General features: G+C 55.1%; 18 protein-coding genes. All 18 read right to left on the bottom strand.

Annotation, left to right across the window (positions count from 1 at the left end; all coding sequences use genetic code 11):
- Nucleotides 1-924 (bottom strand): hypothetical protein (locus WCS52_15645; protein MEI6168617.1); only part of this gene is annotated, 924 nt, incomplete at its 3' end.
- 15 nt (nucleotides 925-939) lie between these two features.
- Entirely contained in the window at nucleotides 940-2,217 is a 1,278-nt protein-coding gene (locus WCS52_15640; GenBank protein ID MEI6168616.1) for a Gfo/Idh/MocA family oxidoreductase, read from the bottom strand.
- Between the two features lie 88 nt (nucleotides 2,218-2,305).
- Nucleotides 2,306-5,473 carry a hypothetical protein gene (locus tag WCS52_15635; protein ID MEI6168615.1) on the bottom strand — a complete coding sequence of 1,056 codons (3,168 nt, stop codon included), beginning with the start codon at nucleotides 5,471-5,473 and terminating at the stop codon, nucleotides 2,306-2,308.
- Nucleotides 5,474-5,497: 24 nt separating this feature from the next.
- Nucleotides 5,498-6,973 (bottom strand): MFS transporter, encoded by a 1,476-nt coding sequence (locus WCS52_15630; protein ID MEI6168614.1) that lies wholly within the window; start codon nucleotides 6,971-6,973, stop codon nucleotides 5,498-5,500.
- 54 nt (nucleotides 6,974-7,027) lie between these two features.
- Nucleotides 7,028-8,023: a formylglycine-generating enzyme family protein gene (locus tag WCS52_15625; GenBank protein MEI6168613.1), complete on the bottom strand. Its 996-nt coding sequence runs from the start codon at nucleotides 8,021-8,023 to the stop codon at nucleotides 7,028-7,030.
- Entirely contained in the window at nucleotides 8,020-9,453 is a 1,434-nt protein-coding gene (locus tag WCS52_15620; GenBank protein MEI6168612.1) for a hypothetical protein, read from the bottom strand. The genes WCS52_15625 and WCS52_15620 overlap by 4 nt, the downstream gene beginning before the upstream one ends.
- Entirely contained in the window at nucleotides 9,453-11,108 is a 1,656-nt protein-coding gene (locus WCS52_15615; protein MEI6168611.1) for a hypothetical protein, read from the bottom strand. The genes WCS52_15620 and WCS52_15615 overlap by 1 nt, the downstream gene beginning before the upstream one ends.
- A 218-nt stretch (nucleotides 11,109-11,326) precedes the next feature.
- Complete coding sequence (locus tag WCS52_15610; GenBank protein MEI6168610.1) at nucleotides 11,327-13,102, bottom strand: glycoside hydrolase family 2 TIM barrel-domain containing protein; 1,776 nt, start codon at nucleotides 13,100-13,102, stop codon at nucleotides 11,327-11,329.
- Nucleotides 13,103-13,254: 152 nt separating this feature from the next.
- Nucleotides 13,255-13,662, bottom strand: coding sequence for a putative toxin-antitoxin system toxin component, PIN family (locus tag WCS52_15605; GenBank protein ID MEI6168609.1), 408 nt, complete (start codon nucleotides 13,660-13,662; stop codon nucleotides 13,255-13,257).
- 5 nt (nucleotides 13,663-13,667) lie between these two features.
- The gene (locus WCS52_15600; GenBank protein MEI6168608.1) at nucleotides 13,668-13,958 is read right to left on the bottom strand and encodes a hypothetical protein; all 291 of its coding nucleotides are present in this window, start codon (nucleotides 13,956-13,958) and stop codon (nucleotides 13,668-13,670) included.
- Between the two features lie 499 nt (nucleotides 13,959-14,457).
- Complete coding sequence (locus WCS52_15595) at nucleotides 14,458-14,772, bottom strand: nucleotidyltransferase domain-containing protein (protein MEI6168607.1); 315 nt, start codon at nucleotides 14,770-14,772, stop codon at nucleotides 14,458-14,460.
- The gene (locus WCS52_15590; GenBank protein ID MEI6168606.1) at nucleotides 14,769-15,194 is read right to left on the bottom strand and encodes a nucleotidyltransferase substrate binding protein; all 426 of its coding nucleotides are present in this window, start codon (nucleotides 15,192-15,194) and stop codon (nucleotides 14,769-14,771) included. The genes WCS52_15595 and WCS52_15590 overlap by 4 nt, the downstream gene beginning before the upstream one ends.
- 199 nt (nucleotides 15,195-15,393) lie before the next feature.
- Nucleotides 15,394-16,416, bottom strand: coding sequence for a LacI family DNA-binding transcriptional regulator (locus tag WCS52_15585; protein MEI6168605.1), 1,023 nt, complete (start codon nucleotides 16,414-16,416; stop codon nucleotides 15,394-15,396).
- Between the two features lie 135 nt (nucleotides 16,417-16,551).
- A complete protein-coding gene (locus WCS52_15580) occupies nucleotides 16,552-18,372 on the bottom strand; it encodes a hypothetical protein (GenBank protein MEI6168604.1) in 1,821 nt (606 codons plus the stop codon).
- Nucleotides 18,373-18,423: 51 nt separating this feature from the next.
- Entirely contained in the window at nucleotides 18,424-21,036 is a 2,613-nt protein-coding gene (locus WCS52_15575; GenBank protein ID MEI6168603.1) for a hypothetical protein, read from the bottom strand.
- Nucleotides 21,037-21,285: 249 nt separating this feature from the next.
- Nucleotides 21,286-21,540, bottom strand: a complete 255-nt coding sequence (locus WCS52_15570; protein ID MEI6168602.1) for an ORF6N domain-containing protein — start codon at nucleotides 21,538-21,540, stop codon at nucleotides 21,286-21,288.
- Between the two features lie 49 nt (nucleotides 21,541-21,589).
- Nucleotides 21,590-23,995 carry a DUF4838 domain-containing protein gene (locus tag WCS52_15565; protein MEI6168601.1) on the bottom strand — a complete coding sequence of 802 codons (2,406 nt, stop codon included), beginning with the start codon at nucleotides 23,993-23,995 and terminating at the stop codon, nucleotides 21,590-21,592.
- 63 nt (nucleotides 23,996-24,058) lie between these two features.
- Nucleotides 24,059-25,729 carry a sialate O-acetylesterase gene (locus WCS52_15560; GenBank protein ID MEI6168600.1) on the bottom strand — a complete coding sequence of 557 codons (1,671 nt, stop codon included), beginning with the start codon at nucleotides 25,727-25,729 and terminating at the stop codon, nucleotides 24,059-24,061.
- Nucleotides 25,730-25,881 lie beyond the last annotated feature (152 nt).

Genomic DNA, 25,881 nt, shown 5'->3' with positions numbered 1-25,881 from the left:
ATGGCAGCCTTCCAGGATTGAGCCCACATAGTGCGAATGCATCAAGTTTGCACCGACGCTGTAACGGTTCTGGGGACAGGTATCGGTCTCCGCAAGGATGGTGACGTCCGAATCCAGTCCGGCAATCTGCGCCGCGCCGTCGTACATACGGCTGGCGAAGGTGCGCATTTCAGAACTCAGATAGCGGGCGTTATTGATGCGGACAACACCGGGATTCCCTTTTCCGGCAAGGCGCCGCGAAATGGGGCCTGCATGGCGGATGTCGAAGTGACAGGTGCAGAAACTCCCAGGAATGGCGGGATCGGTTCCATCGATCGCCTCACGCATGATCCCGGCAACGCGCATCAGGGAATCAAGCAGGAGTTTGTCATATTCTTGCGCAGCTGCGGTATCCATGCGGAGCGTATCCAGCAACGTTTCACGGGTGAAGGTCCGCCCCAGACGGCGTCCGATTTCAGCCAGATGGAGCGGACAGTAGCATCCGTCCCGGCCGTGTAGCAGCCGGAAGTCGTCGTCGATCATGAAAAAAGCCGGCTTCAGCGCAGCGAGATGCCGGAAAGCGACGCGGATATAGTTCTGAAACAAGGGATCCAACGGGCACATCTGGTAGGCGAGGCTGCCGTCAGGTCGGATGATTTTCTCAAAGGGCGCGGGTTCATCGGGGATCCATCCATGTCCGATGGTGGCCTGGGCAAGAATGCCGACCCGGGATTTGTCACCCTTGAAGCCGTTACGAAAGGCCGTGAAGCGATTGCCGAGGATCTTCGACTTGTCCACGGGGGGATCGCCTTCGGGGACTAGGGTGAGCATGCAGGCAATCTCGGTGCAGACGCCGGTATTAAGGAGAATTTCCGCATCGGCGGCGAGCTCAGCCTCGCGACCGGGAATAAGCGGCATCACATGGAAGGTTTTGAGTTTACGCATAATAGAATATCCTTTTTACTTTGTTGAGGATCTTACAGTTTCCTCAAATGCGCGAAGTTCGATCACTGCGCCCTTCGCTAACCGCGACTGTTCAGCGGCGAAGGCTAGCAGGTGACTATCGAGTGACATCTCGACAGAAGTCAGCATCGGGGTCACACCCTTGGAGCGAATGGCGTCCACGAAACCTTCCATGATCAACCTGTCCCCTCCCCCATGTGTCCCAACCGTACCCGCCGGCTTGATCCGCTCCTCGCGCGACGGTTCGAACGTGAAAGCCGTTACGGTGTCACCGGAGGTGTCATAACCGATTTCACCATTGGTCAGGCTGATCTTGGTGATTCGCCGCTCCACCGCGTTATGCCCAGCCATATTAAACGACACCGTCAAGCCACCCTCGAATTCCACATTGACTGCCTGATGATCCACCACATCGTTACCGCACCGGTAGACACATCGACCGAACCGGTTGGTCTTCAGCAACTCCATGAGGTCATCCTTTCTCTTCACCACCCCCATCTGCCGGATATAGGCCTGATCCGTGTCATCGTTGAAATACAGCTTGAGGACATTGTAGGGACACTTTGCCGCTGCCGGACAACCCTGAAGACAATAATCAGGCGCACCTTTCGGCGCGTTTTCCGGCTTGAACCAAGTCAAGGAGCCAAACGACGACACCCGCACAGGTCGCCGCCCCGTCAGGTAGCACATGATGTCCATGTCATGACAGCACTTGGCCAGAATCATGGGCGTCAGGCGGCTGGAGTTGAAAAAACCGCGGACAAAGGAATGGGCATGGTGGTGATAGGAGAGGTTCTCACTCAACTGCATGGCGATGGCTTCCCCATACCGGCCGGAGTCGATCAACTCCTTTATCGTGGCATAGGGCGTCATATAGCGCATCTGATGACACACGGCAAAGACACGGTCAGACTTCTTTGCTGCATCTGTAATCGCCACCACTTCCGCGGCTGTGCGGCCCAGCGGTTTTTCGACCAGCACATGATAACCCTTGCCGATCGCCTGAACCACCGGCTCCCGCCGCTGATCTTCAACCGTAGCGACGATAACCGCCTCAAGATCCAAACCTTGGGCAGCAAAAAGCTCACCGGCATTCGGGAATCGAGCGGACTCCGGAATACCATGTTCTAGTGAAAAGGCATTCCGTCGGGCCTCATCCGGTTCCGCCACCGCCACAAACTGAGCCCGGTGCGGCATCTGCTTGGCATACGCCCCAAAAATCCCCCGTCCGCGGTTTCCCGCCCCAATCAACGCCATCCGTACAGGTTTCGACATTCAATAAACTCCTTTTTCAAAAGTGAAAGCCATCTCTTCGCATCAATTACTCAATGGAGGGTTTTGCTCTGTCAAAACCTCTTCCCGTTCACCCTGGCACCGACAGAGCGGTGCCCTCCATTTGAGACATTCTAAGCCACGCTCGGCCAATCCAACCTTGCGGCTGGTTAGGAAAAACCAACTTCCGGAAATTGCCACCTGTGCCGTGGACTCGCAATTCAAAAGTGTTTTCGCCGACCTTGAGGCCATTCAGCGCCCACTTCCAGGGTGCCCAGGCGCGCCGCTCCAGTTTCCGCCCATTGATAATCAAATCGGCGCTATCCACAATCCCCTCAAATTCAATACCCCAGTCAGACGCCACTTCCTGTGCCGTGAACATATGCGTCCACTCATAGGCTCCGCTACCCATGTAGTGAGGTAATCCAGCCTTCTGCCAACCCTGACGCGAATCGCGAGACACAGCAGGCGAAAGCCGGGCTTTCTCCCTGATCCGATCAACATTGAACTCCCCTTCCAGATACAACTGGGCCAGAAGACCCTCCATGGCACTACGAACGCTGAAGCGCAGTTCGATAGAATTATTACCCTGCTTGAGCCCACCGAGCAGGAGGCGGAGCGGCGTGGTCGTCTCCAGAGGGAAGTGACGCGTTCCACCCAATTGACACCCGTTAACCTCGATCTTGAACGCTCCACGAGCGCATCGGGGGTCACAAACCAAAAGTGGCACAGGAATCACCCCCTTAACGTCAAAAGCAAAGCGATACCGCAACTCCAGATCTGTCACGGTACTGATGACCGGCACCTTGCCAACATACTGAGAAATCACTTTTTCGGTACGGTAATTCTCAGAGAGTTGCCAGTAGGGTTTGGGGAAGTCCAGTGTCACCGGATTGATTCCCTTACACCGGATCTGAGGACGATCCAGCCTCACCCGGTTCACTTCCAACCGCTTGAACCGGCGCTCGTCGCCAGTAACTACATGTCCTTGTATGCTTTCGACACCAGCCATTAGCGGCGTCTTACTATTGACCATACCGGCGAGACGCCGGTTACTACAAGTGCTCCGCGCGCGCTCTGTAGTAGCCGCCGTGTCGGCGGCATCTTCCTTCACTCCGCCCGCCCGACCGGCTTGATGCACCAATTTGAACAAACCAACACCTTTAGCGGGCAGACGCCAGATTGCCGTTGATCCCAGATGCTGAACGCTTCCATCAGCCCGCTCCGGCGACCATACCAATTTCCCCTCTCCGACCAGCGAGAGCTCCAGCGCGGCATCCCCCACATTCACCGCTAACAGCCACTCGCCCGACCCCTGCTTCCGCTTAAATCGCCGAACATAACAATCCCCGCTATCGGTACCCGTTATGCGAATTGAGGGGGAAAGTTGAGCTTGGCACCACGTCTCCGAAGGATACGCCGCCTTTTCAACTTTACCCGGCAAGGCCGGACGGGAATGCAACCGCCCTCCAGCCTCCACGATATGACTTGGCCCGCTCCCGAACCAAACCACCTTGACCCCGGCACGGGCCGCTTTGGTGATCCGCTCGAAGGTACGACGCGGGATGCGGGTCATCGCAGGAACCAGAAGCGTATGATAGCGACAGGCCCCCACGCGCAACCAACCTGACGACACCGCGGCCTCTGCGACATCAGCCTCGTCGGCCATATGGATGGCCACCTGGGTTCTCAAACAGGACAGAAGGGTCTGCCATATGGCGTGCCGTAAGCCCTCGTGTGAAGTCCTATCCATGCCCGGGGCCAGGTCCCAATAGGATGCTAAACTGTTTAGCACGGCGATTCCGCCCGAATCCTTGGCACCATCCAGGATCCCCTCCATTTCAACAGACCACCGGTTGAGCTCGCTAATCCCCTCGAAAATCGGAGTTTTCGGCCCGTAATCAGGCGGGGCTTCATGAGCCACCACCCCCTCCACGCTCTGGAAAAACCCATGCAGGAAAAAGCGGTCAATCCCCAACACCTTGTGCCAGGCGATGATCTGATGACACTTTGCCGTCGTGGTGTCCCAGTCGAATAGCGCAAAGGTCTCGGCAACCGCCGCCGGTGAAAGGGTTTGGGCGCGGAGCGACCCGGCCCGAAGGCTCCCCAGATTCACCGTCGGGGTCTCCCGGTCCCCCACAAACGGCGCAATCAGGTCGGTTCCCGGACAATGTAGAATCTTCATCAGCGGCATGACGCTACCGAGACAACCGGCCTCGGCCACCGGATCATCCTCGGGCGACATATGCCCGACAAGCGTGAGGCCACAGGTTTCGCACCACGTCCGGTAAGGCGTCATGAACACATTAATAAAGCGTCTGGCGATCCATTCCCGCAACGCCATACGCGTCTCCACATACTGGTTCGAGAGCGGTTCGCCGAACAATTGATACAACCTCGGCATGAGGTCAAACCCGTAGTCCTGCCGGAAGGCTTCGAAGAGGCCTGGGGTGACAGGCCAAAAGCCATGCGGCTTTTCCTCATCTGTAAAAATCCCGGGGATCGTCTTCCCGAACTCGTGCCCCACCCACTTTTTGTAAGGATCCAGGCTAAGCGTACGGAAGGTCGAAAACGTATCGGGATGCAGACAGTCCGGTAAGGAACCCCACGACCCGTTTACGCCGCACAGTTCCCGCACAATCGCCACCAATCGGTAGCCCTTGGGGATGGCTGGAACACGCAAGACATAAACTTGGCGGATGGCGTCGCCCCGCACACAGGGGAACGTCGGAGTCGCAGGATAATAATGCCGACTATCCCAGGGCGTCACAAACCAGTCGCGCCGGACCGTCCCCACCTGAGCTGTGAGGTCACGGACGGCCAAAGGGTGGTCAACGGGAACCAAGCCGGCCCAAACCACGGGCTGTTCGGATATCTCCCAAAGTTGGCCCGCAACAAGACCAGAAGGAGGTTCGCGCAGCACCAGTTGGGCGGCCTTCAGATCGGCACGGTTGGCCATCACCTGTCCCCCCGCGGCCCCACTGGGATAGGGATCTTCATCATAAAGCCAGAGTTTCATATCCAATCGGCGGCCTTCCTCGACCAACGCCTGGATGGTCGAATACCATTCATCCGAGGCATAGGGAATCAGGTTCCCGCTCCGGCAATGCATGGCTAGCGCCCGGATGCCGCCTTTCCGGCAGGCCCGAAGATACTGGATCTTCTCCGCCACAGAGGAGGCATCATTGAATAACCAGAACGGAACCATTCCAGGTTGAATGGCATCAAATTTCATTGAATGAACACGATTAGTCTTCATAAAAGCAACACATGCTTTTGAACTTTAATTGTTAATTTTGCCTATGGACGTTCCACTGTGCTCAACCCGCGGCGCTTTGTAATTCTGACGCCCCCCGTGCGCTTTCCAGCCCTTGTAAACGCGCAACAGGAAGAAGTAACTGATCGACGCGAAAATAGCGGACCAGATGTACATCCAGCGATAGTATTCCTCGTCCCCGTGATAGAGCCTCTTCATGAAGTCTAGGAAGAGTCCCGCCACCACACTGCCGAAAATCGTGACGATGGATCGCGCCATCGCATCCGCCGAGCCGAACTGGCCAAACTGATCCTTGGGGAAAAGCAGCCAATTCAGCGGCATGGCGGCCGCTAATTGTAACTGGGCGATGGGAAATGCAATCAGCGTCAAGATGATAACACTTCTGAAATCATGGACAAAGAAGAAGGAAGCAATCGCCATGACAGGGCCAAAGAGCCCAAGCCCGACAAGCACCCGTACCGGGTGAATCCGATCACTCAACATCCCCATAGGCACCATGAGCAATAATCCCGGAATCGCCATCCAGGTATTGAACTTACCCAACTGTTCCAAAGAAATTCCCAGGTGGAGATAGAACAGGGTTGCCACAAAACCACAGGCACCGGCCACCTGCCCCGCCGCCGACATCGCAAACATATTCAGATAATAAGGATGGGTGAAACATTCCCGGAAATAGGTCTCAAAACAGGCCAGCAGCCCCGTCTTGTTCCCCACCAGGGGAGTCGGCGGGGGATATTTGCCTTCCTTCAGGCTGAAACACATGGACATGAACCCGACAAAATAGAGGACCGCCGCACCCAGGAAAATAAACCGCATGTGCGTCTGGGCATGGGGAAACACGAAATAATTGAAGGTCATTCCCGCCAATGTCCCCACCACCCGGAACGCGGCCATGAACCGCGCCAGATAGGCCGCAGGCACCATGTCGTTGAATAGATAGTAGTAGACCGACGAAATGAACATGTTGAAGAACTGGAAGATGACGAGCAGCAGCCCAATCATGCCGATGATGACGGTGTTCTTCCCAAAGCCCCCGTATCCCGCCATCAACCCATGCACCCAGGAGCCAATTTCAGGCGCAAATGCAATAGCCACAAGCACGACGGTAATGAACGGTGTGGGCGCCAGCAGGAAAGGAATCCGCCGCCCCCATGGTCCCCGGTGCCGGTCACTCCGGAAACTGATGACCGGATTGACAAAGAAGTTCATGGTACTGGGTACCGTCACCAGAAAAATACCCATGACCATGTTGGGCGCGCCGAGGGCCTTGAGTTGCAGGGGGAGGATCGACGGCAGCACCGTTTCCATCAGACACATGGTGAAATCGCCCCACAAGAGCCAGAAAAATACCACGACCAGTCCGAAGGTGGTGTAGCGAAGCGTGCCACAGGTGTAGACGCGCGGTTCGCTGTGGGGTCTACCCCGCCGGGTCATACGGTTTATAATCCGATCCATCATCGAGGAAATTTTAAGTAGAGTCATGATTTAACAGTTTCTTTCATAATCTGATCGTCGCTTTTTCGGAGCCCTTGGCATTTATCGTTTGATCTCCGAATGCTCCGCATCTTTCTGATCAGCCACATCATAAATTTGAAATGATTCTAATATTCTTTTTTTGCAGGGTTCGACCTGTCTGACGGCCTCTTTATATTCAGCGCTGTCGAAATAGCCTTCCGGTGGCTCCCAGACGGTCCGAAATCCAATATGATAATATGTGTTTTCTGGAGGGAGGCCGAAGCGTTTCGCGGCATAAAGACTGGCTTTACCATGATACCAGGAACCGCCCCGCAGGCAGGCATTCTGGTGGGCGGTATAGGCGCGCATCTTATCCCGTTGCGGATTATTCGGATAAGGCTCGACCCACTCGGAAGTCCATTCGTACTGATTGCCGAGCATATCCATCACGCCATAAGGCGAAGCTCCTTTAGGATATTTGCCAGCACGGGTGTAGATGCGCTTATGATCCCAGCCGCCCTTTTCGTCAGGACTGAAATGGCCGATATCCGGAATAAAGGTGTTGCCCCAGGGATAGAAACGACCGTCGGTTCCCCTGGCCGCTTTTTCCCATTGCTTCTCGCTCGGCAATTGCTTCCCGGCCCAATTGGCATAGCGTTGCGCTTCGTTCCAAGCGATGGACGCCACCGGCATCGCCTGCGCTCGAGGATCGGAATAATAACTTGAGATTTCATCGAGTTTCAGCTTGAAATCGGGTGTTGCCTTGATGAACTTCACCCACCGTTCAGTGGATACCTCATATTTATCAATGAAGTATCCTCCTGTATACTCCTGACGCTTCGGCAAACATTCCCACATCCAAAGAGTGTCGGAATTCGTATACCCAAGCTGGCGGGCGATGGTCGTGGCCTCGTCCTGATTCAGCCCCATGATGAAACTCCCCGCCGGTACATAGACCATGAGCGCGCCATCGACAGGATGCACGATTTCCGTGCCCGCCACGGGCGCCTCTTCTGCGGAGCAAAAGGAGCACCACCAGATGCCCAGCGCCCACACGAAAATGGACAATCTTTTCATAATGGTCCTGTTATCCGGATCAACACGACCGCGTATTCACCCAGCGGCATTTCAAGCGTCATGCGATCCCCGGAAAAGGTCTGACGCTCATGCAGTTGAATCAGCTCCAGATTCCGGTATTTATCCAGGATGGCTATTTCGGTCGTGGCCCCGTCCGCAATCAGTTTACCTCGCAATTCAATTCGCGAAACGCCTCGCTTGCCATCGAATTTAGAGACCAGGATGGCCGCCTTCTGCCCTGTACGCTCCCGCGCCGCCAGGCAGGTCAGCGTATCCGCTTTCCCTGTAGGTTGCGGAAGTGACGGGGCCCAGGCCTCATGAGCTTTTGATGGCGCAACCGTTCCGCCATCAACCGAAACCTCCGCGTGCACACGATCCGGGTAATCCAACAACTGGCGGAAGGCCTTGAAGGCATGGAACGTCTTTTGAGGAACACCATAGATATCGAACAGGCCGCACCAGGGACTCCAGGGCTGCGTATCGTAGTAATTGGCGACATCCACCGAGGCATCCTGCAAGAGGGATAAGACGGAAGCGACAAAACTGGCTCCCTCCTCGCTCTTATACCGTTCAAAATGCTCCCGCTTGACCGCTTCGAAGCCCTTTTCGAAAAACCCCTCGTGTTTGAGGTTCCATTCATTCAAATGACTTTCAGTTTTAGCGTAGCCGTGTTGGTCAAGCTGCGTGCGAACATGCCGCGCATTTTCTGCAACAACCTGCGGATCATTGCTGTAGGTGTGCCAGGAAAAAAAATCCAGGGGAGCCTTATGCTTGCGGCAGTAGGCCAGGAATTTCGGCACCAGTTCACTCCTGGGGAAAGCGGCCGCATAGCCACCCACTTTCAACGCTGGATCAAACGCGTGGATGGCCTGGGCCACCGTCACATAGAGATCGGCATACTGTTTAAAGGTTCCCGACCATGTCATACCGCCCGAACAGTCCTGATCCCACGTAGGCCCGAGATCCGGCTCATTCCAGATTTCCCAATATTGAATATTAAAATGGAACCCGTTCGCCCACCCCTGATTGTAATGCCGGATGATGCCAAGACACATTTTTGCCCATTTCGTGTAATCCCTGGGGGGGTGCGCATAGTACTTTTTCTGCGTATGCTCGATATTCGCGCCGAGCCGCCAGATGATCTTGGCGCCGACATCCATAATACTTTGAATATACACGTCGGTACGTTCGAAATCGTAATGGGCGGGATCCTCCGGATCGGCATTTTCATCCGGGAAGATCTGCGCCACATCAATCACCCGTGAATTGGGCCAATCCTGATCGTGGAGCCGCACATGCGGAACGGCCAGTTCCCGATAATAATCCGAGAGATCCCACAGTGTGCACATGTGCCGTGGCCCGTTCCCCATCCCCTGCAGCGGCTTGATGGAGCCGGCGGTTTTGTCGAAATCAACTACGATTGTTTTCATCAACAACCCTCTTTCTTAATATCCGGAAGGGGTGGGCGAACCAATGGACAGGCTTGCTGGGCGTGGTATATCTCAATCAACTCTGCAAACGCCTTCTGGCACAAGCCATTCGGTGCCCCCCCATTGGCCTTGAGTTCGGCATCCAGCAATGTCCGTAGATAAAGCACCCGCCAGCGCCATGAGGCCCGGGCCTGGGGCGTGATCTGCCCCTCCACGCGCTGGACAAGGGCGTAGGCCTCTTCCGCACCCGGGTCCGCCTGAGGAGCAGCGCCACGGGACGGGAACCAATTCATATCCAGCTCGACCCCCTCCAGTTCGCCCGGCCACCACCGCCAATGATGATTCTGCTCCAGGGTGGTAATGACCTTGACGATCTCATCAACCACCTCCGCCGAATACTCAAAGGCAACGTATTCCCGCAGGGTCTCCAGGGCAGGCCGATCGTTCCAATAAAACTGGCTGAACACGACCTTGGTGATGTCGTCGAAGAGTCCCTCGGAGTAGGGAAAGCCTCCCGAGATCTTCCCTTTAACGGCATCCCATTGTCCTTGGGAAAGGCGCGGCAGCGGCGTGGCCCCAAATCCGCCCCACGGGAATGTTTTATACATACTGATTTCGGGGAACCCGACCATCGGCAATCCTCCCGGCATGGCCCGGGCCGTTCCTTCGGCCATCATGTAATCAACCCACGGCTCTTTTGCGGAAAAGGCTTTATCCACCCCCTGCCATTCGGGTTCATCAAAAAACCAGGTCGACATAATGACCTTCACTCCCGGCAGTTTCCTCCGGGCCAGCGCCGCAACCGGTTCGGCAAGTTTAAGGAATCCTTTCGCGCCCCAGGGCTGGCACGCACTGCAGCCACACCCACCCTGATCGTAAGGCCAAATCCACAGATAGCGCGGCTGCAAATCGGCGCACCAATCGAACTCCTGGCCCAGAACACCCAGCACGTACTCCAGGCTGCCGGGCTTGCTCGGGCAGACATCACACTCGTACCAGCCACCACGCCGGCCACTCAGCTCCGCCCGAAGTTCAACTGGCGAATTATGGTAAGCCTCGTTGGCGAGTAAGGTGAAACTGACATCCAGGCCGATACTCCTGGCCGCCTCGCAGATCGCGTGAAGGCGCGTACGGAACGTCACCGCCTCAGGATCGTCAAAACCACTGAAGTGATGCATGTCGTACCAGACCCCCAGTACGTTGTAACCCCAGAGTCCCAGTTCTTCCACATACCTTTGAATTTTCTCAACGGGTGCATCATGGTAGAAGTTATGGAAATGCGTCGCCAGATAGATGCCACGTACGGGTTTCTCCGGCACCGAGGTACCCCGCCACCATCCCGGGGTGAACCCGCCTTGATCATAGCGTGAGGTCCGCAGAAACTTGCCTACGCCATAAAGCAATCCGCGCTCGTCGTTTCCGGCAATTCGCACGCCACCGTCCGGGCGGTCTTCAATCCGGAAGCCATCTACTCCGATACCAGGTGCGATCGCAAGCTCCACCCGGAATGGCACCTCACCTGCGGTCATGACCCTGGCCTCACAGCGTTGCGCGACCTGTCGCGCGAATAACGCCACAATATTCCTCATCACCTGTGATACGTTATCAGGAATCACCACCCCTACACAGGCAACCGGCGCTGGACTCTCATTCATGATCTGTAATCTTACCCGGCATAGCCGGAACTAAAACTCACTTGATTCAACTTAAAACAAGCCCCTCTAATCACGGTGGCGTTCGACGTCCTCGGCGAACGATTCTACGTTCTGGCTGTTAATCAGCCGCCGGGGACGTCGGCTGCCACCTGTGCTCCGCTCTAATTTTCCCACACGGTTTCTTCCATGAATTACCCGGCTACCGGCTGGGGACTCCACTAAGGCGTCAAAACATTTTTGATCATGTTGAACGCCAGCTTCGGGTTCCGATAGGAATCCACGATTCCCTTCGCGTTCACCCCGGAGATGGAAATGGACGAGCATTCATAATCAAAGAAAATCCAGATGAAGAACCCGGCCATGAAATCCCTCTTTAAAATCTCTTTTATTTGACGGCACAACAGCTCAGCCTGGAAATCCTCTGAATAATGGGGCATGGAAAGGGATCGTACGCCCGCACTGGCCTCCGCCCCGAACTCGGATACGATGATCGGCTTATCCTTGATTTTTCCGGCAAAATGGTCCAGCAGTTGCGGGAGATAAGAGGCTTTCTCCCCATACCAGGCCGCATAATTATTCACCCCGAACACATCAATGAAAGCGGAGGTTGGCGGCGCTTCGCCCGTGGGCGTTCCTTTCACTTTTTTGACGACGGCCAGGTGTTCGGGCGGTTCCGGACTCTCGGCAGACAATGTCAAGCGGGACGGATCGTTTTGCTTGAAGACGTCATTGATTGTCCGGAAAAAGTTAACAGCAAGGGGATCGAACGTGGCCGACTCATTCTGGATGTTCCAGCCAATGATGGACGGATGATTGCCCAGTTGCTGGACCATGGAGGCGGCATACGTAGAACAATGCTTCAGAACGCCGGCGTTTCCAAAGTGGTAATGATTGAATTGCCAGCAGGGGAGTTCGGCAAGACAGACAATACCCTCCCGGTCACAGGCGGCATAAAATTCCCGCGAGTAGGGATAATGTGCGGCGCGAACGGCATTCAACCCGCAATGCTTCAGGAGTTTGAGATCATTGATCCACTGCCAGCCGGGCACACTGTTCCCGAAAGTCGGATGCTGCTCATGAAAGGAGGCCCCCAGGATTTTAAATTTCTTCCCGTTGATGAGAATATCGCGGCCCAGGGTTTCGACCGTCCTGAAGCCGAAGGCATCATGGGCACGATCGATCACCTGATCTTTACGGGATAGGGTTAAGGAAATTTCCGAAAGCAGCCCCTCGCCCGGGCGCCAAACGACCGGGTTGTCGCAAAAAATCCTGGTCGCAGCCTTATCCGTACCCGCAAAGTTGATTTCGTCTGTTTTCTTTTCAGCCCCGGAAATCAGTTCAACACCCAGTGTACAGTCCGCCTTCTGATTGAGGGTGACCGTTATATCTGCAAACCATTTGCCGTTCTCCCGGCCCGGCACCACCCGATAATCCCGGATAAAGAGATCAGACCGGTATTCGATGTAGAAAGGACGGTGAATCCCGCCGTAATTCTTCCAGTTGAATTGTTCCTGTGGGCAACCGTCCTTATCCCGGTGGTTATCCACGGTCATGACGAATGAATTTTCCCCATCAACCGTGAAATCGCTGATATCAAACTCAAACTTAAGATGCCCATTCCGGTTCTCGCCGACTTTGACCCCATTGATGGATACCGTTGTTTTGTAGTTACTTCCTTCAAACACGATAAATTCACGCAGGCCGGGCTTCTTGTGCAGCATGATCCTTTTGCTATAGGTGATCTCGCCTTCAGAGAATTTTCGTGCTCTGTCCCTGAAATTCTGATTTTGCAAGGGACGGGTAATGGCGGAAAGTTCCTGCTGGTCCGACGGCCATTCCAACTCTTTCGTCTGCATGTTCCAGGAAAGCGGGACATAAAAAGGCTTGCTAATAGTTTCCGGCGACGCGACGTCAATCGCTGAGTTCAGTTTCAACTCGCCGTCCCAGAATCCAGATAAGATTTTTTTTTCACGGGTGCCGTTTTGACTGTTCATTTTTTCATCTCGATCTATACGGAATCTTGCCTGATACGCTTCGTTTGTTAAGAACGATAACTTTAAAGGCGCTCAAGGTCAAATATAATACACATAATGCAATGCGCATAATATTGGAAGTATAAGCCATTTGCCATTGACAAACCGCATGGTCATTCAGGAATTGCAGCAGACCTCAACAGGGTCAGGAATTCAGCGGGAGAAAGCACGGCAACAGAACCGCACCGCTCAGGTGGAAAATGCTTCTTATTCCCTGTCACCAAAAAAGCGCCAGCGGTGTCCGCGACTTCCAAGAAAGGGAGGTCATCGATATCGGGAAGGATTACACTCAAGGGCCTGGCGTTAATAAAAACCATGATCTCGCGAATACAAGCCAGAATGGTATGGGTGGCATGAGAATCGAGGCCGAGACGGGGCTCGTGACAAACCCTCTCATATTCGGCGAGAATCCGATCATCCGCACATACTTCAATTCGTCCAGCCAACACCGCCCGGAGGAGGGTTGAGCAGGTTCCCCCCTCTGTCAACAAGGCTGAAACGAGGACATTCGTGTCAAGCACGACTCTCAATGAACGACCCTCACGCGACGGACATCCTTGATGACGGCATCAATTTCCGGCATGGTCATCCGGTCCGTTCCCGCCGTTTTCGCTGAAGCCTGTGCCACATCCAACGCCACCTGTGCCCGTGCCCGGCGGATCGCCGACAATTCCCGATCAAACGACTCGGGATGCACAAGGGAGACAAGGGCATAAGGTTGACCGCCTGCCGTCAACACGACCTCTTCCTCCCGCTCCAAACTTGCCCGAACGGAACCCGTATTCCCTCGAAACTCGCGTACAGTCATAAACTTCATCGCTAACGCCCTCCTCTGTGTACCTATTACGGTACCACATTCGAGTCACAAATCAAACTTCAATAAAGGTTACCGGAGGGCGCATGTGACTTCAGTAGGGCTTATTCACAGGCCCACAGTAAAACGGGAAAGATTTACCACGGAGACACGGAGACACAGAGAGGAAGCAGAAAGAGAAGAAAATGTTTAGCGATTTTTCCAAATGGCGAGTACACCATTTGAAAAAATCGCTAAACACCTCTCCGGGAGTAATTCCAGGAGAAAGAGGAGATGGGACAACAAACAATACCTCTCCTCCTTCTGGCTGTTTCCTCCTCCACGAAACCGTGGCGTTTATTTTGGCCACGGTATTCCCGTGGACGAAATAAACGCCACATTGTATTTTCTGTCTCTGAGTCTCCGTGTCTCCGTGGTAAATCTTTTATCTTCGCCTTCATTTGAGGCACTGAAAACCCCTACTGAGCTCATATGCGCCCGTTACCGGACACGGTAACAGGATTCAGGCGCTTGGCTTCTCATAAAAAGTGATGCCCATGCGCTGGATATGTTCAAGGAGATCGGCATCGCTGATATCGCGGAAGAGCGACACATCGAAAGAATAAGGCAGGTGCAGTTCATCAAGTGCGTCCATGATGTCACCGAGGATATTCAGTGTCAGGGCTTCCCCGCCCTGGAGGGTCAGATCAATATCCGAGCCATTCTTGAAATTCCCTTTGGCTCGAGAACCATACAGAACGGCTTTTTCAACTTGCGGGAACGTGGAAAAAACATCACAGATTAATTGGATGATGTTGTCTTTCAGGCCGTATTTCACGCCATTTCTTCCTGTTTGATTTCCCCTAACTTGACTTCCAGTGCCTTGAATTCCTCGAAATAGATATTTAGAATGGCTGAAATAATCTGATCCGCTGTGGCTTCGTCATAGGTATGCGAGGTCAAATTGCGGCTTTGAATCATGTCCATCCAAGCTTCCCCGTTTTCAATCAAGCCGGCCTTGAAAGCCTCACGCGTCGTATCTTTTGACCCATACAGATTGCGGACCTCACGGCTCTCAAAAAAATCTTTCAAGGTATTCCATGCCAGTTCATGCGTATATTCGAAGGCCTGTATCAGCCCCTGCCCTTCGAGCTTAGACAAGGGACGTTGTTTCGCCAGTTCAACCGCTTCTTTCAATTGTAAAAAAGCTTTGGCGAAATGATTGAGCCGCTGAATCCAACGGGTATCCAACTTAGTCATGAAACTCTCCTCAGACGTTTACTGATTAAACCCTAACCCAGCATAGCCGGAACCAATATTTTTGACAGAATGCACAAAATTTACAAAATAAACCCGTCGAGTACTCACCATTTTGATCATTCTGTTCATTCTGTCAAAAATTCTTTTCCGCTCCGAATCCTGACCGAAACGCGATTGATTAATGCCCTAAGGGACTACCCTATTCCTGCTTCAATCGCAAGCGAGGCGTGATCAGGATGCGCCGAGACTGGATATTTTTCTCTTCCGTGACTTCCCTCAGCAACGCAACGCCTGCCCGGCCAACCTCGGAAAGGGGCGACTCAATGACATCCAAACGCTGGTCAACGGCGGAAAAGTCTTCAATTTCGTATGCCACAAATGTCATGGCTTGCATGGCCTTATTTCCCGAATGCCGGGAGACAAATATCGCCATCCTCCCGAATTTCGGCTCGGCGAGGAAGATCGCAGTGGGCGGCGGGGTCAGGTGCTGCAAATGCTCAAACATTGCAGTGATGTCCATATCCTCGGGTCGACTTAAGGTGGTCTCGATCAGTTTGGGATCGGCCTCCAAGCCCATGTCTTTTATGGCCCGCTCAAAACCGGCCAACACGCCGCGCTGGTATTCAAAATGCATACTCCCCCCCATGAAGCCGATACGTTTATGACCAGCCGCCACCAGATGCTGTACCGCCATCCGCCCCACCGCCTGGTCATCCACCACCACGCTATTGACGGGCTCCGTGCACTGGTGGTCACCCAGGACAACAAAAGGGCGTCCCAGGGATTTCACAATGCGCACGATCTCATCATCCACCCGCCCCACCAGCAACCAGCCATCGACTTCACCCGAATGCGCCAAGGCCGTCAGCTTCTGGCGCCGTGACTCATGATCACAACGCAGAAAGGTCAACATTCCCCCTTTACCGGAAATATTGTATTCAGCTCCTTTCAGCATCGCCAGATAGGGAGCGGCAATCTCAGGCCCACGTACGTCTTCCACGATGACAAAGACGATACGATCCAACCCGCGCGCCTCCCCATCGCCAAACCGGCGCTGGGCCAGCTTACGCGCCGCATGGTTGGGCACATAACCAAATTTACTGGCGACTTCCATGACCTTTTGCCGGGTTCGGGCGGAAACCCGCGGATGATTGTTGAGCGCTAGGGAGACCGTAGCCAAGGACACTCCCGCCTTTTTTGCAATTTCGCTCTGTTTTACCATATTTAACCCAGCCTTTTGGTTGAAGATTTATGCCCGATGCAATGTTGCAACAATGCAATGTAAGCATAATGCAACGCCTGTTGCAATGCGTTTTCCGGGACGTATCTTCGGTTGAGCCGTCGTCTTATCCGCGGGTTACCGGATCAGGTACACGCTACCGGTGGTGAGGATATCAATTCCCATCTGGATCTCTTGCGCATCGGCCACACCATTTTGATTGGAATCACTGTTCAGGGAAGTCGGATACACGGCACCGATGTAAATATCATCCAAACAGGCCGCATTCGTCTCATCATTCAGCAGCAACACCGAGGCATAATGGGTGAGCGTCGTATTGATGAAGGGCAGTTTCTGCCGCACCAGGACCCCGTTCAGGAACACCGCGCATTCCTTGGTGGCATAGTTGTTGTTCACACTGATGCGGGTCCACTGCCCGTTCACCAACGGTGCCACCGGCTGCTTCCAGACATTAGACCTGCATTCCTCCCAGCTCTCACTGACCCGGTTGTATAGATTCAAGTAACCATTACTCGATACCACCATCATGAACGCCGCGCCCGATTCGACGCTCCGGGGATCATCAAGGAGGTCGTAGCAGAGAATACCCCTGAAGTCGGTCCACACTTGCGTCGCAGCGCCCGCATCCACCCGGTTGGATAAGACCATGCCAAAGCCGATATCGACCCCGTTCGAAACACTATTGGCCCGGTTCGTCTCCACCACCACCCGGCTGTCGGAAGCCCCCCAGCCGCGGAAGCCCAGCGCCGACAGCGGCGTCCCCACCTGATAGGTATCGAAGTTATCCTGAAAGGTCAGCGTCGAACGCGCCTGCTGACCCCACCGCTCATCCACCGTGAAGGACCCCGACATCACAAGGCCGTCGGCCTGTAACGAGCCGTTCGTAATGACAAGCGACCCGCCCGCCGCGATGGTCAGATGCGTCGCCACCAACGCCCCGGCCACGGTCAGGTGTGCGGCATTGGACACGCTCAGGGTGCCGCAGGTCAGCCCGCGGGTATTCACCACGGCCCCCGCGCCAATGCTGAGCGCACCATTGATCGTGAACGCCCCGCCGGTCAGGCTCGCCAGACTTTGCACGAGGCTCACGCTTTCGTTGTAGGTTCCCGCCGCCACATTCACCGTATAGCGGGGCAGGGCCGCCTCCACGGCCGATTGGATCGTGGTGTAGGTCTGGCTGGAACCGACTTGGAGCGTAAAGGCCAGATAGCCGTAGGTGCCGATTTCACTGGCATCCGTAAGGCCGTCCGTATTCCAGTCGTTCGACAGGGTTGCCGAATTCGTCCGGCTGATCCCGAAGTCGTCCAGATACGAACTCGTCATACTGCCCCCCTCAACTTGGAAGGATGAACAGGCGGTGACATTGCTGACGAATGGCAAGCGTTCCTTGAGCAACAGGCCGTTCAAAAACACCGCGCACTGCTGATTGACGTAGTTCTGAAAGACGGTGACCCGTACCCACTGCCCATCGGCCACCGCCGTCACGGGCGCCCCCCACGTGGTGTTGCTGAGGGTCAGCCAGCCGTTCGTGCGGTCATACGCCAGCAGATACCCCGTACTGTCCAGTTTGACTTGCGCCACGGCATTACTGTTAACACTTGGGGTACTCAAGTCGAAAAACGGCTCCATACGCAGATAACAGTCGGTCCACACATTCGTCTGGGCGGCCACGACGATGGCATTTGACAGCATCGTCGTCGCCGGAATTTCCGCCGCCGCCACCCCGTTGGTGAACACATTGGTTTGCACGACCACCAACGCACTGGACGCATCCCAGCCGACATTGGTCAGCGAGGATACCTGTGTCCCATGAGCGTATTCAAACCCATTGCTGAACGGGATTGTCTGGGGCACCGGGGCGGCCATGCTGGACGTCACCCCGCACAACCCCACAACAACCCATCCCGTAAAGCCCCTAATCTTTTGTATCAAGTCCATTGTGTTGTCCTCCGCATTCAGTCCGCCAACCGACACCCCGTTCAGCCGTTGCTACTGAATGATCAGACTGGTTCCGAGCGTTCGTAATCTTGTGGAAACCACCACCCCGTTTCCGCTCGCCGTGCTGATGCTGACAATATAGTTCGTGTTGTTGATCGTCGCCATATACCGGCTGCCGGAGGAAAACTGGCCCGAGATCGTTCCCGCGCTGGTATTACTGATGATCATGAACGGCGTATCGAGCACCGGCGGAGACCCCAGATTGAGATTCAATGTGCAGCCATTGAGGTTCACGTTGGTCGCCACGAGATAACCGAACCCGCTCGAGGAACTGACGTCAACGCTCAAGGTCGAATTCGACACAAACGACAGCGCCCCATTGATCGTGCTGACGCCATTGGACACCAGCAGCGTCCCGTTGGTCCCGATGGTCACGTTGCCGCCGCGGTAGAGCGACCCGTTCAACAGTTCCAGCCTCGCATAGTTCGTTGCCCCCAGGCCTGCCGCGAACGTGTAATCCTGACCCGTCGTCGCATTGGTCGCGGCGTTCAAGCGAAAGGCATTTGTCCCGGTGAACAACATCCTTGCCAGTGACGTGCCGCTCCAGTTGGTCTTCACATTCACACCCGTCACATTGCGGAACGCGATCGTGCCGCCGTTGATGGCAACGGAACTGCTACCACTGGCCGCCGAAATCACGGGCGTATTCGTGGTAAACTGGTAGATTCCTCCGGAGTTGCTGATGACGTTGTTGTTGACCGTGCCGCCGAAAGTCAGGCTCGTGGCTTCCACGAGGCCACCGTTGATTACAGTCAGGTAACTGTCAACCGCGTTAGCGGCAGTCGATATTGCTCCGAGATTGACTGCCATGCCGCCATCGATCACCATCCCGTTACCGGTGCTGGCGCCGATCACCAGATTGCTGCCTGTGCCGAATAATTTGCCGCCACTGGCGATCACCAGACGATTGCTTTCCGCCACGCCTGATTGACCGCCGGCACCATGACCAATACTGATGGCACCCACATTCGTGAGCACACTGCCGGTATCCACCCAAACAAGACTACTTCGCACACTGGCACTCCCTGCCCCGCTTGAGGCTTTCCCAATCGTCAGGCTACCCGCACCAAGATCCCACAGCGAGTTGGCCGTCATCGTGACGCTGTTGCTCGTGCCGGAGTTAGCGTTCGCAAGCATCAAACCTACATATCCGCTTTTGGAAAACACTTTGGCCCCGTTAGTAAACACAGCGGTGTTGTTCACTACAGGTAACCCACTATACCCAACGGTAAATTGATTCACATTGGTCACAATCCCTCCGTCAATGCGCAACGAGTTGGATGAGCCGAAAAAGCCAAAAAATAAATTAGAGCCTCCAAGATCCCACCGTGAAAGCGCCGTCGGGCTACCGACAACCAGGCATTGGTTCAAAGAGCCGCCGATCACCGCGTCACCACCACCACTGAAGAGTTGGCCGCCGTTGGTAACGCTCAGGTAACTGCCTGCTGAACCGTTATTACCAATCGCAACTGCTCCGAGATTGGTCGCCACAGCACCTCCGGTCACGCCTCCGCCATCGATCACCATCCCATTACCGGCGGAATAACCATTTACGGTCACGCTACTTCCCGTACCGAATAATTTACCACCACTAGCGACCACCAGTCGGCTACCGGTCACAGTACCCCAACCACCAACCCCTGGGGTGCCGCTATTGCCGCTAATGTTGATGGCACCCATATTCGTGATGACGCCACCTGCATCCACCCATACAAGGCTATTACTCGCCAAGGTGCTCCCCGATCCACTCCAGGCGTAGCCAATCGTCAAACTGCCCGAACCAAGATTCCACAGAGAGTTGTCTGTTACTGTAATGGTATTGCTCGTGCCGGCGTTGCCATTAGCATTCTGCGAACTCACAACACCACTCTTCGAGAACAATCTGGCTCCAGTGGTAAGCACGGCGTTATTGTTGATCTGGGCTACACCATTATAGCCAACTGCAAATTGATTCACATTGGTCAAGGTCACGCCAGCCATGAGCAGTGAAGCAGTTGATACAGTCAAACCAACGTATGAATTCTTGCCACCCAGATCCCATATCCCGCCCGTGCCGGTGACCAGAGCCTGCATGCTGGCCGTGCTAATGGAAACGTCGTTGGTCGAGAACAGTTTGCCGCCATTGTTCAAATAGACCACGCCGTTGGTGCCGGTCCATGTTAGGGTGTTGACATTGGTCAGAACACCATTGTTGTCAATCTGCAGCCGGCCGCCATTATTCAGGGTCACGGTGGATGCGCCGAGCGTCGCGTTAGTCAGGATCAGCCACGCCTGTCCAGCGGCATTGGCATTACTAAGCGATAGCGCGTTCAGGGGGTAGGTAAGAGTGGAGTCGAGAATGCAGGTGTAGGTGTTTGCAATGTTTGACGTCAGGTAGGCCGTCTCACCCGCAGCACCGCTGCCGGGGTAGTTACCCACTGATTGGTTCCAGAGGAGGCCATTGGTCCAGTAGCCGCTGCTGTTGTTGGCGGTGTTAGTCCATGTGGCGGTAGCCGCCTGAGCCGATCCCGCAAATGCCGCCAGAAACCCGGCCAGCACCAACACTGGGACTACTCTCCTCATCCGCAAGCCCCTCACAAACTCAACCCTCATTTGCGTATTCATCTTTAACTCCCCTTCTGTTTACCGACTCGCCCGCTTATCACGATTTCAGCTTAACGAACGGTAATATTGGACACTATTTCTCAGGCACAGTCAACAATAAACTAAACATCTTTCGCAATGCGCGTTGCTTGTCTTCGGGTTGCACAAATCCAGAAACTCCATTTTGACAATAAAGAGAGCATAACTCTTTTCCCTCGGCCTGCCGTGAGCGATGTCGAACGACGGACGATTCTACGCTCTGGCCGTCAATCAGCCGCCGACATGTCCGCCGGAGTACCGTAGGCGGAGGACGACGGCTGCCACCTGTGGCCGCTCTGATTTGTCCCCCCTTGTTTCGTCCATGAGTACCGCCACGTGGATCAGTTTTGAGGTGCCAAATTGGCACCTCAAAGTTGCAAGCTCGTTCATATCGAGCAAAAACATGAAATCTTCAGGGATACGATCGACATTCCGCGTGACTGCCCGCTTCAGGATGCTGGTGCGAACTTCGTATAAATCAGCCAAAGATTCACTGTTCGCTTCGCTAACTTTCTATATACCCGCACATTTAGAATCAAGGTTTGATCACTTCACCCAGTTCACCACCCGGCAAAACACGGCGGATTTCCACGCTCCCTGCCGCTTTTTTCTCAAGTCGCGGGCCGGCAAAGAGGAAGGCGGGCCGGATCAGGCCGCCCAAACCGATCTCATTGGCCTTGGAATTGCGAACCACTTCAATCGCCAGGAGGTTGTCGCCCTCCTGTTTTACATCCTCCGTCAGATCGAACACCGAGGGCTTGCTGAAGGCCCGGCCGGAGGTCCCCACAAATTTGCCATTGAGCCACACCCGGGCTTCATCCTCCACCCCCCCGACAAACAGTCCGATCGGCTGGCTCTTCGCGTCAACCGGGAGGGCGAAATGAACCCGGTACCAGACGGCGCCAGCGCGGAGCCCCGACAACCCCTGGGCATCCCAGGTCGAGGAATAGGTCTTGGTCCGGATACAACCGGAATCATTGACGGAAGGCTCGAAGTAATTCATCCGGTGCCCCACCTCGTTCGGATCGAACATCGTGGGGAGGGCGTCCGGCAGTTTATAGATCATCCGGTACGGAGTGCTCGCGTATTTCAATCCCTGCTCCACAAAATTCAAAATAAAGCGCTTGAGATATTCGGGCACCTCATTAGCCACCAGTTCGGTATTGACCTGGTAAGTCTTAGCCCAGTGCGCGCCCATGGCCTCGTAGGCGGTTTTGGCCGCCGTCAGATCGAAGTCCAACGTCGTCTGGTAGTAGGCCTGGTAAAGCCGGAGTGCTTCCACGCCATACCCCACATACTCAATGCGGGTCTTGTCCTCCGGCGTACGGGCAATCTTGAGGGCTTCAGCCAGATCCTTCTGACTGGTCTTGACCCACTCCTCGTTGAAAATCAGCGGGAAGGCACTGAAGGAACCGGCTTCCTGCCCGGCGGCGTGCTGCGTCTCGATCAGCCGCAGGAAATAGCGTTCCATGGCCGGCGCACCGCTTCCAAATGATTTTTCACAATAGGTATGCAGCACCTGCTTCCAGTCGCGGGAGGTATCCCACGCCAGCTTCATGAAGATATAGTCGGATGCGCCGTTAATGGACCAGGCCTTGGTGGCTTCGACCGTGAGTCCAACCACGCCATTGGCTTTGTAGAAGGGCAGTTCTTCACCCCAGATCCGCACCTTGCTATAGGGCAGCATGTTCTCGGCCAAATTCCAATTATACCCGCGGTAGATCAGGACATTGCCCTGTTCACGCGCGAGCTTGCCCCACTGCTCCACGACATCCCGGTAATACCGCTGGGTCTTGGAGTTCGGATCCAACACCCCGTGGAACCGGGAGTAATTGATGGGGGCAAAAATCGCCACCATCTTGGAATCGGGTTTGTAGCGGGCCGGGTAATCCGCATGCGTGGAGTAGGAATAAAAGCCCACATAGGCATTGGGATACTCCTTGTGCACCTCGGCCAGGATCCGGTTGCCCATCAGCACCAGCTCATCAGTCCGATCCAGCTCACCCACCACCGGATCCACACGCCCCGCCCCCGCCGCCACCGACTCGGCCGACAGGGAATAATCAAGCCCGTCAGCAGGTCCGATCCCAAAGGCGCCCACGGAATCCCGGGTCCATTTACCCGCTGCAATGTTTTTACGATAGGCGTCCTTGATATCCTGGACGAACAGTTCAATCACCCGGGGATGAGTGGATTCCAATTGGGGCCCCCGGCGCTGAAGGGTTCCGTCCGAAGCCCGCACCAGCGCCAGCATGGTCGGATCCTTTTCGATCTCCACTTTATGCTTTTTAATGAACGCATCCCACACATGGCCGGCCGCGCCAGCCGCAGGATGGGACCAGGCCCCCCCCTTCTGCCGTTGCAGCCATTGACTGAAATTCGCCTTTTCCAGAGGAAGGCGTGGCTGCGGATAGCCACGGTACCAGAGCCGGCGCATCGAGAAATCGGGAGCGGACGACTCATCCATAGCGGGAACGCTCACCGTGCTCTGACGGGGAATGATCTCGCCCATGGCGCCCGGCATCACCCAGTCGCAACCGAGTTTCTCAAGGAGGCTGTACACGCCCAGGAGCACGGCGTCATCGCTTTCGCCACCGATCAGCACCTGATTCTTCGTGACCTGGATACGGTACCCTTCCAGGGACTCACAGGTCTTCCGGGGAACGCAACCCAGTGTCTTCGCCCGATCGCCCAACACCAGGGCGGGACCACGTATCACCTCACTGGCATTGGTCACAACCTCCAGGGTGGCACCGGCCATCTTTTCAAGATGGTAGTTCAGTTCCTGGACCGCCATGGCATTCATTGACCCGGCGTAGATCCGGGCCAGAGGCTTCCCCTCTTTGACGAGCACCACCTGTGCCTGCGTCACCTGGCATAGGGAAAGCAAGCCCCCCGTAGCCACTGCCAACAAAAACCCAAACCATGGTTTCAACTTCATCACTCGACTCCTTCTTATTTTGTTTATTTTGTTCATTCTGTCGAAATCACGTATCCCCCAGTCTCAGTGCAAATCGTCCACACGAAACGGCAGGGCCGGAAGCCCATCTTTGTTAAACAGATTCGCCCAGGGATGACTGCTGGCCCAGGCATAACGCACCGCCATCGGCTTGGGGATCTTGTCGCTTGAGACCACAACCGTATCTCCATCAATAACGGCATCAGCCCACACAAACGCCCGGCCGGCGGCGTTCGAACTGGCCCCCTCGCCGGACAAGGCGAACCCCTGTAGCTTCTGGCCGTTCTTAAAGGCCAGACCCTTGCCGATATGGGAATAGCGGATGATCACCTTGTTCCCTTTAATCTTATGGGACTTGTAAATCGGCCCATAGATTTCGCCGCCCCGCCCGTAAACCGCACCCAGCGCGACCCGCGCGGCCCTGACGCCATAGCCCGACTTATTGGACGGATGGCTGCTTCCGCCCATATCACTGCTCGTGACCATGAACGTGTTAGAATAGTTCATGATACGCAGGTATTGCTCACGGGTTTGACCATCGTTGGGAACCACAGCGGGAAGTTCCTGGAACGTGTCGCTCTTGCAGGTCACCAGATCATTCGTATCCCACGCGCATCCCCCGCCGCTCGGTTTCTCAAAATAGATAAAGGGATAGTCACCCTGTCCCCACACTTTACGCCAACTCCGGATCAAGGCGCCCATCAGGGTGTATTGATCAACCCCGACAACGGCCGTTCCACTTTCGCCCTGATCCCACAAGATGCCGCGGATGGCAAACGTCTCAAACTGAGGGATACGAATCGCATGTTCATAAACCCGGCCAATCGTTTCCTGCCAATAGGCCCCCTTGCACTCGCCTGCTTTCAGCGGCATGATCCTTCGCGGCTCTTCTTTTGTCCCAGCCAACTTGGCCGCCGCAGCGGCTTTCGCCCAGGCATTCGACGCCTCCTGGAACTTGATCACGGCTTCGTCGTAGTTCGTCGCCGCATAGTGGGCCTGCAAGGGCTGGTCGGCATTATCAAACTTCTTGCTTGCGGCATATTGCGCAATCTGCACCTGACAGGCCGCATCATTCGAAAGGGCTTCCGCCGTAATAAAGAGGCCGGATGGCGTCCCTTCGCACGCCGACGAGATCAAGCCGACCGGGACATTGAGTTCTTTCTGTAACTGCAACCCGAAGCTGAAGGCCATGGCGGAAAAGCGCCCGAGATTGGCCGGCGTGGCTTCCTCCCAGTTGCTGAGGTAGCCGCCCTTCAGCCGGATTTGCGGATAGGGACCCGCCGCCATATTCTTCGCCAGAATCGCATCATTGAACGGCTGGTTGGTAAAACAAGAGATCGGCAGCGCCATATTGGACTGCCCTGACCCCAACCAGACTTCGCCTACGAGCACGTTCGTGCATATAAGATTTGAGATTCTAGATTCAAGATTGCCGGTAACCTTGAGTTCGCAAGGCTCGGCACTGGCCGTCATGGGATCCAGCTTGACTCGCCATTTACCCTGGGCATCCGCCATTGTATCTTTTTTCTGTCCAAAAAACTCAACGGTTACCCTCTCATTCGGCGCCGCCGTCCCCCAAATGGGAACCGCCATCCCGCGTTGCAGCACCATATGACTGCTGAACACCTTGGGCAGCGCAACCGCACCGCACTCTTGAATCCCCGCCACTCCCGCCCCCACTGCCAACAAAACCATAAGCCATTTTTTAATTTTCATCACTCGACTCCTTTTCATAAAATCATTTGATCCCCTGCCCATGCGGCGCCGACAGAGCGACGCCCTCCATTGAAATCCCCTCCACTATCACGACAATGTCTTTTGGAGGGCGTCGCTCTGTCGACGCCGCGTCCTTAGAGGTGCTGACTCCA

Source organism: bacterium, from assembly GCA_037128595.1.
Taxonomy (GTDB): Bacteria; Verrucomicrobiota; Kiritimatiellia; order CAIKKV01; family CAITUY01; genus JAABPW01.
Note: the sequence above shows the minus strand (reverse complement) of the source record. Positions and strands in the feature narration are given on the sequence as shown.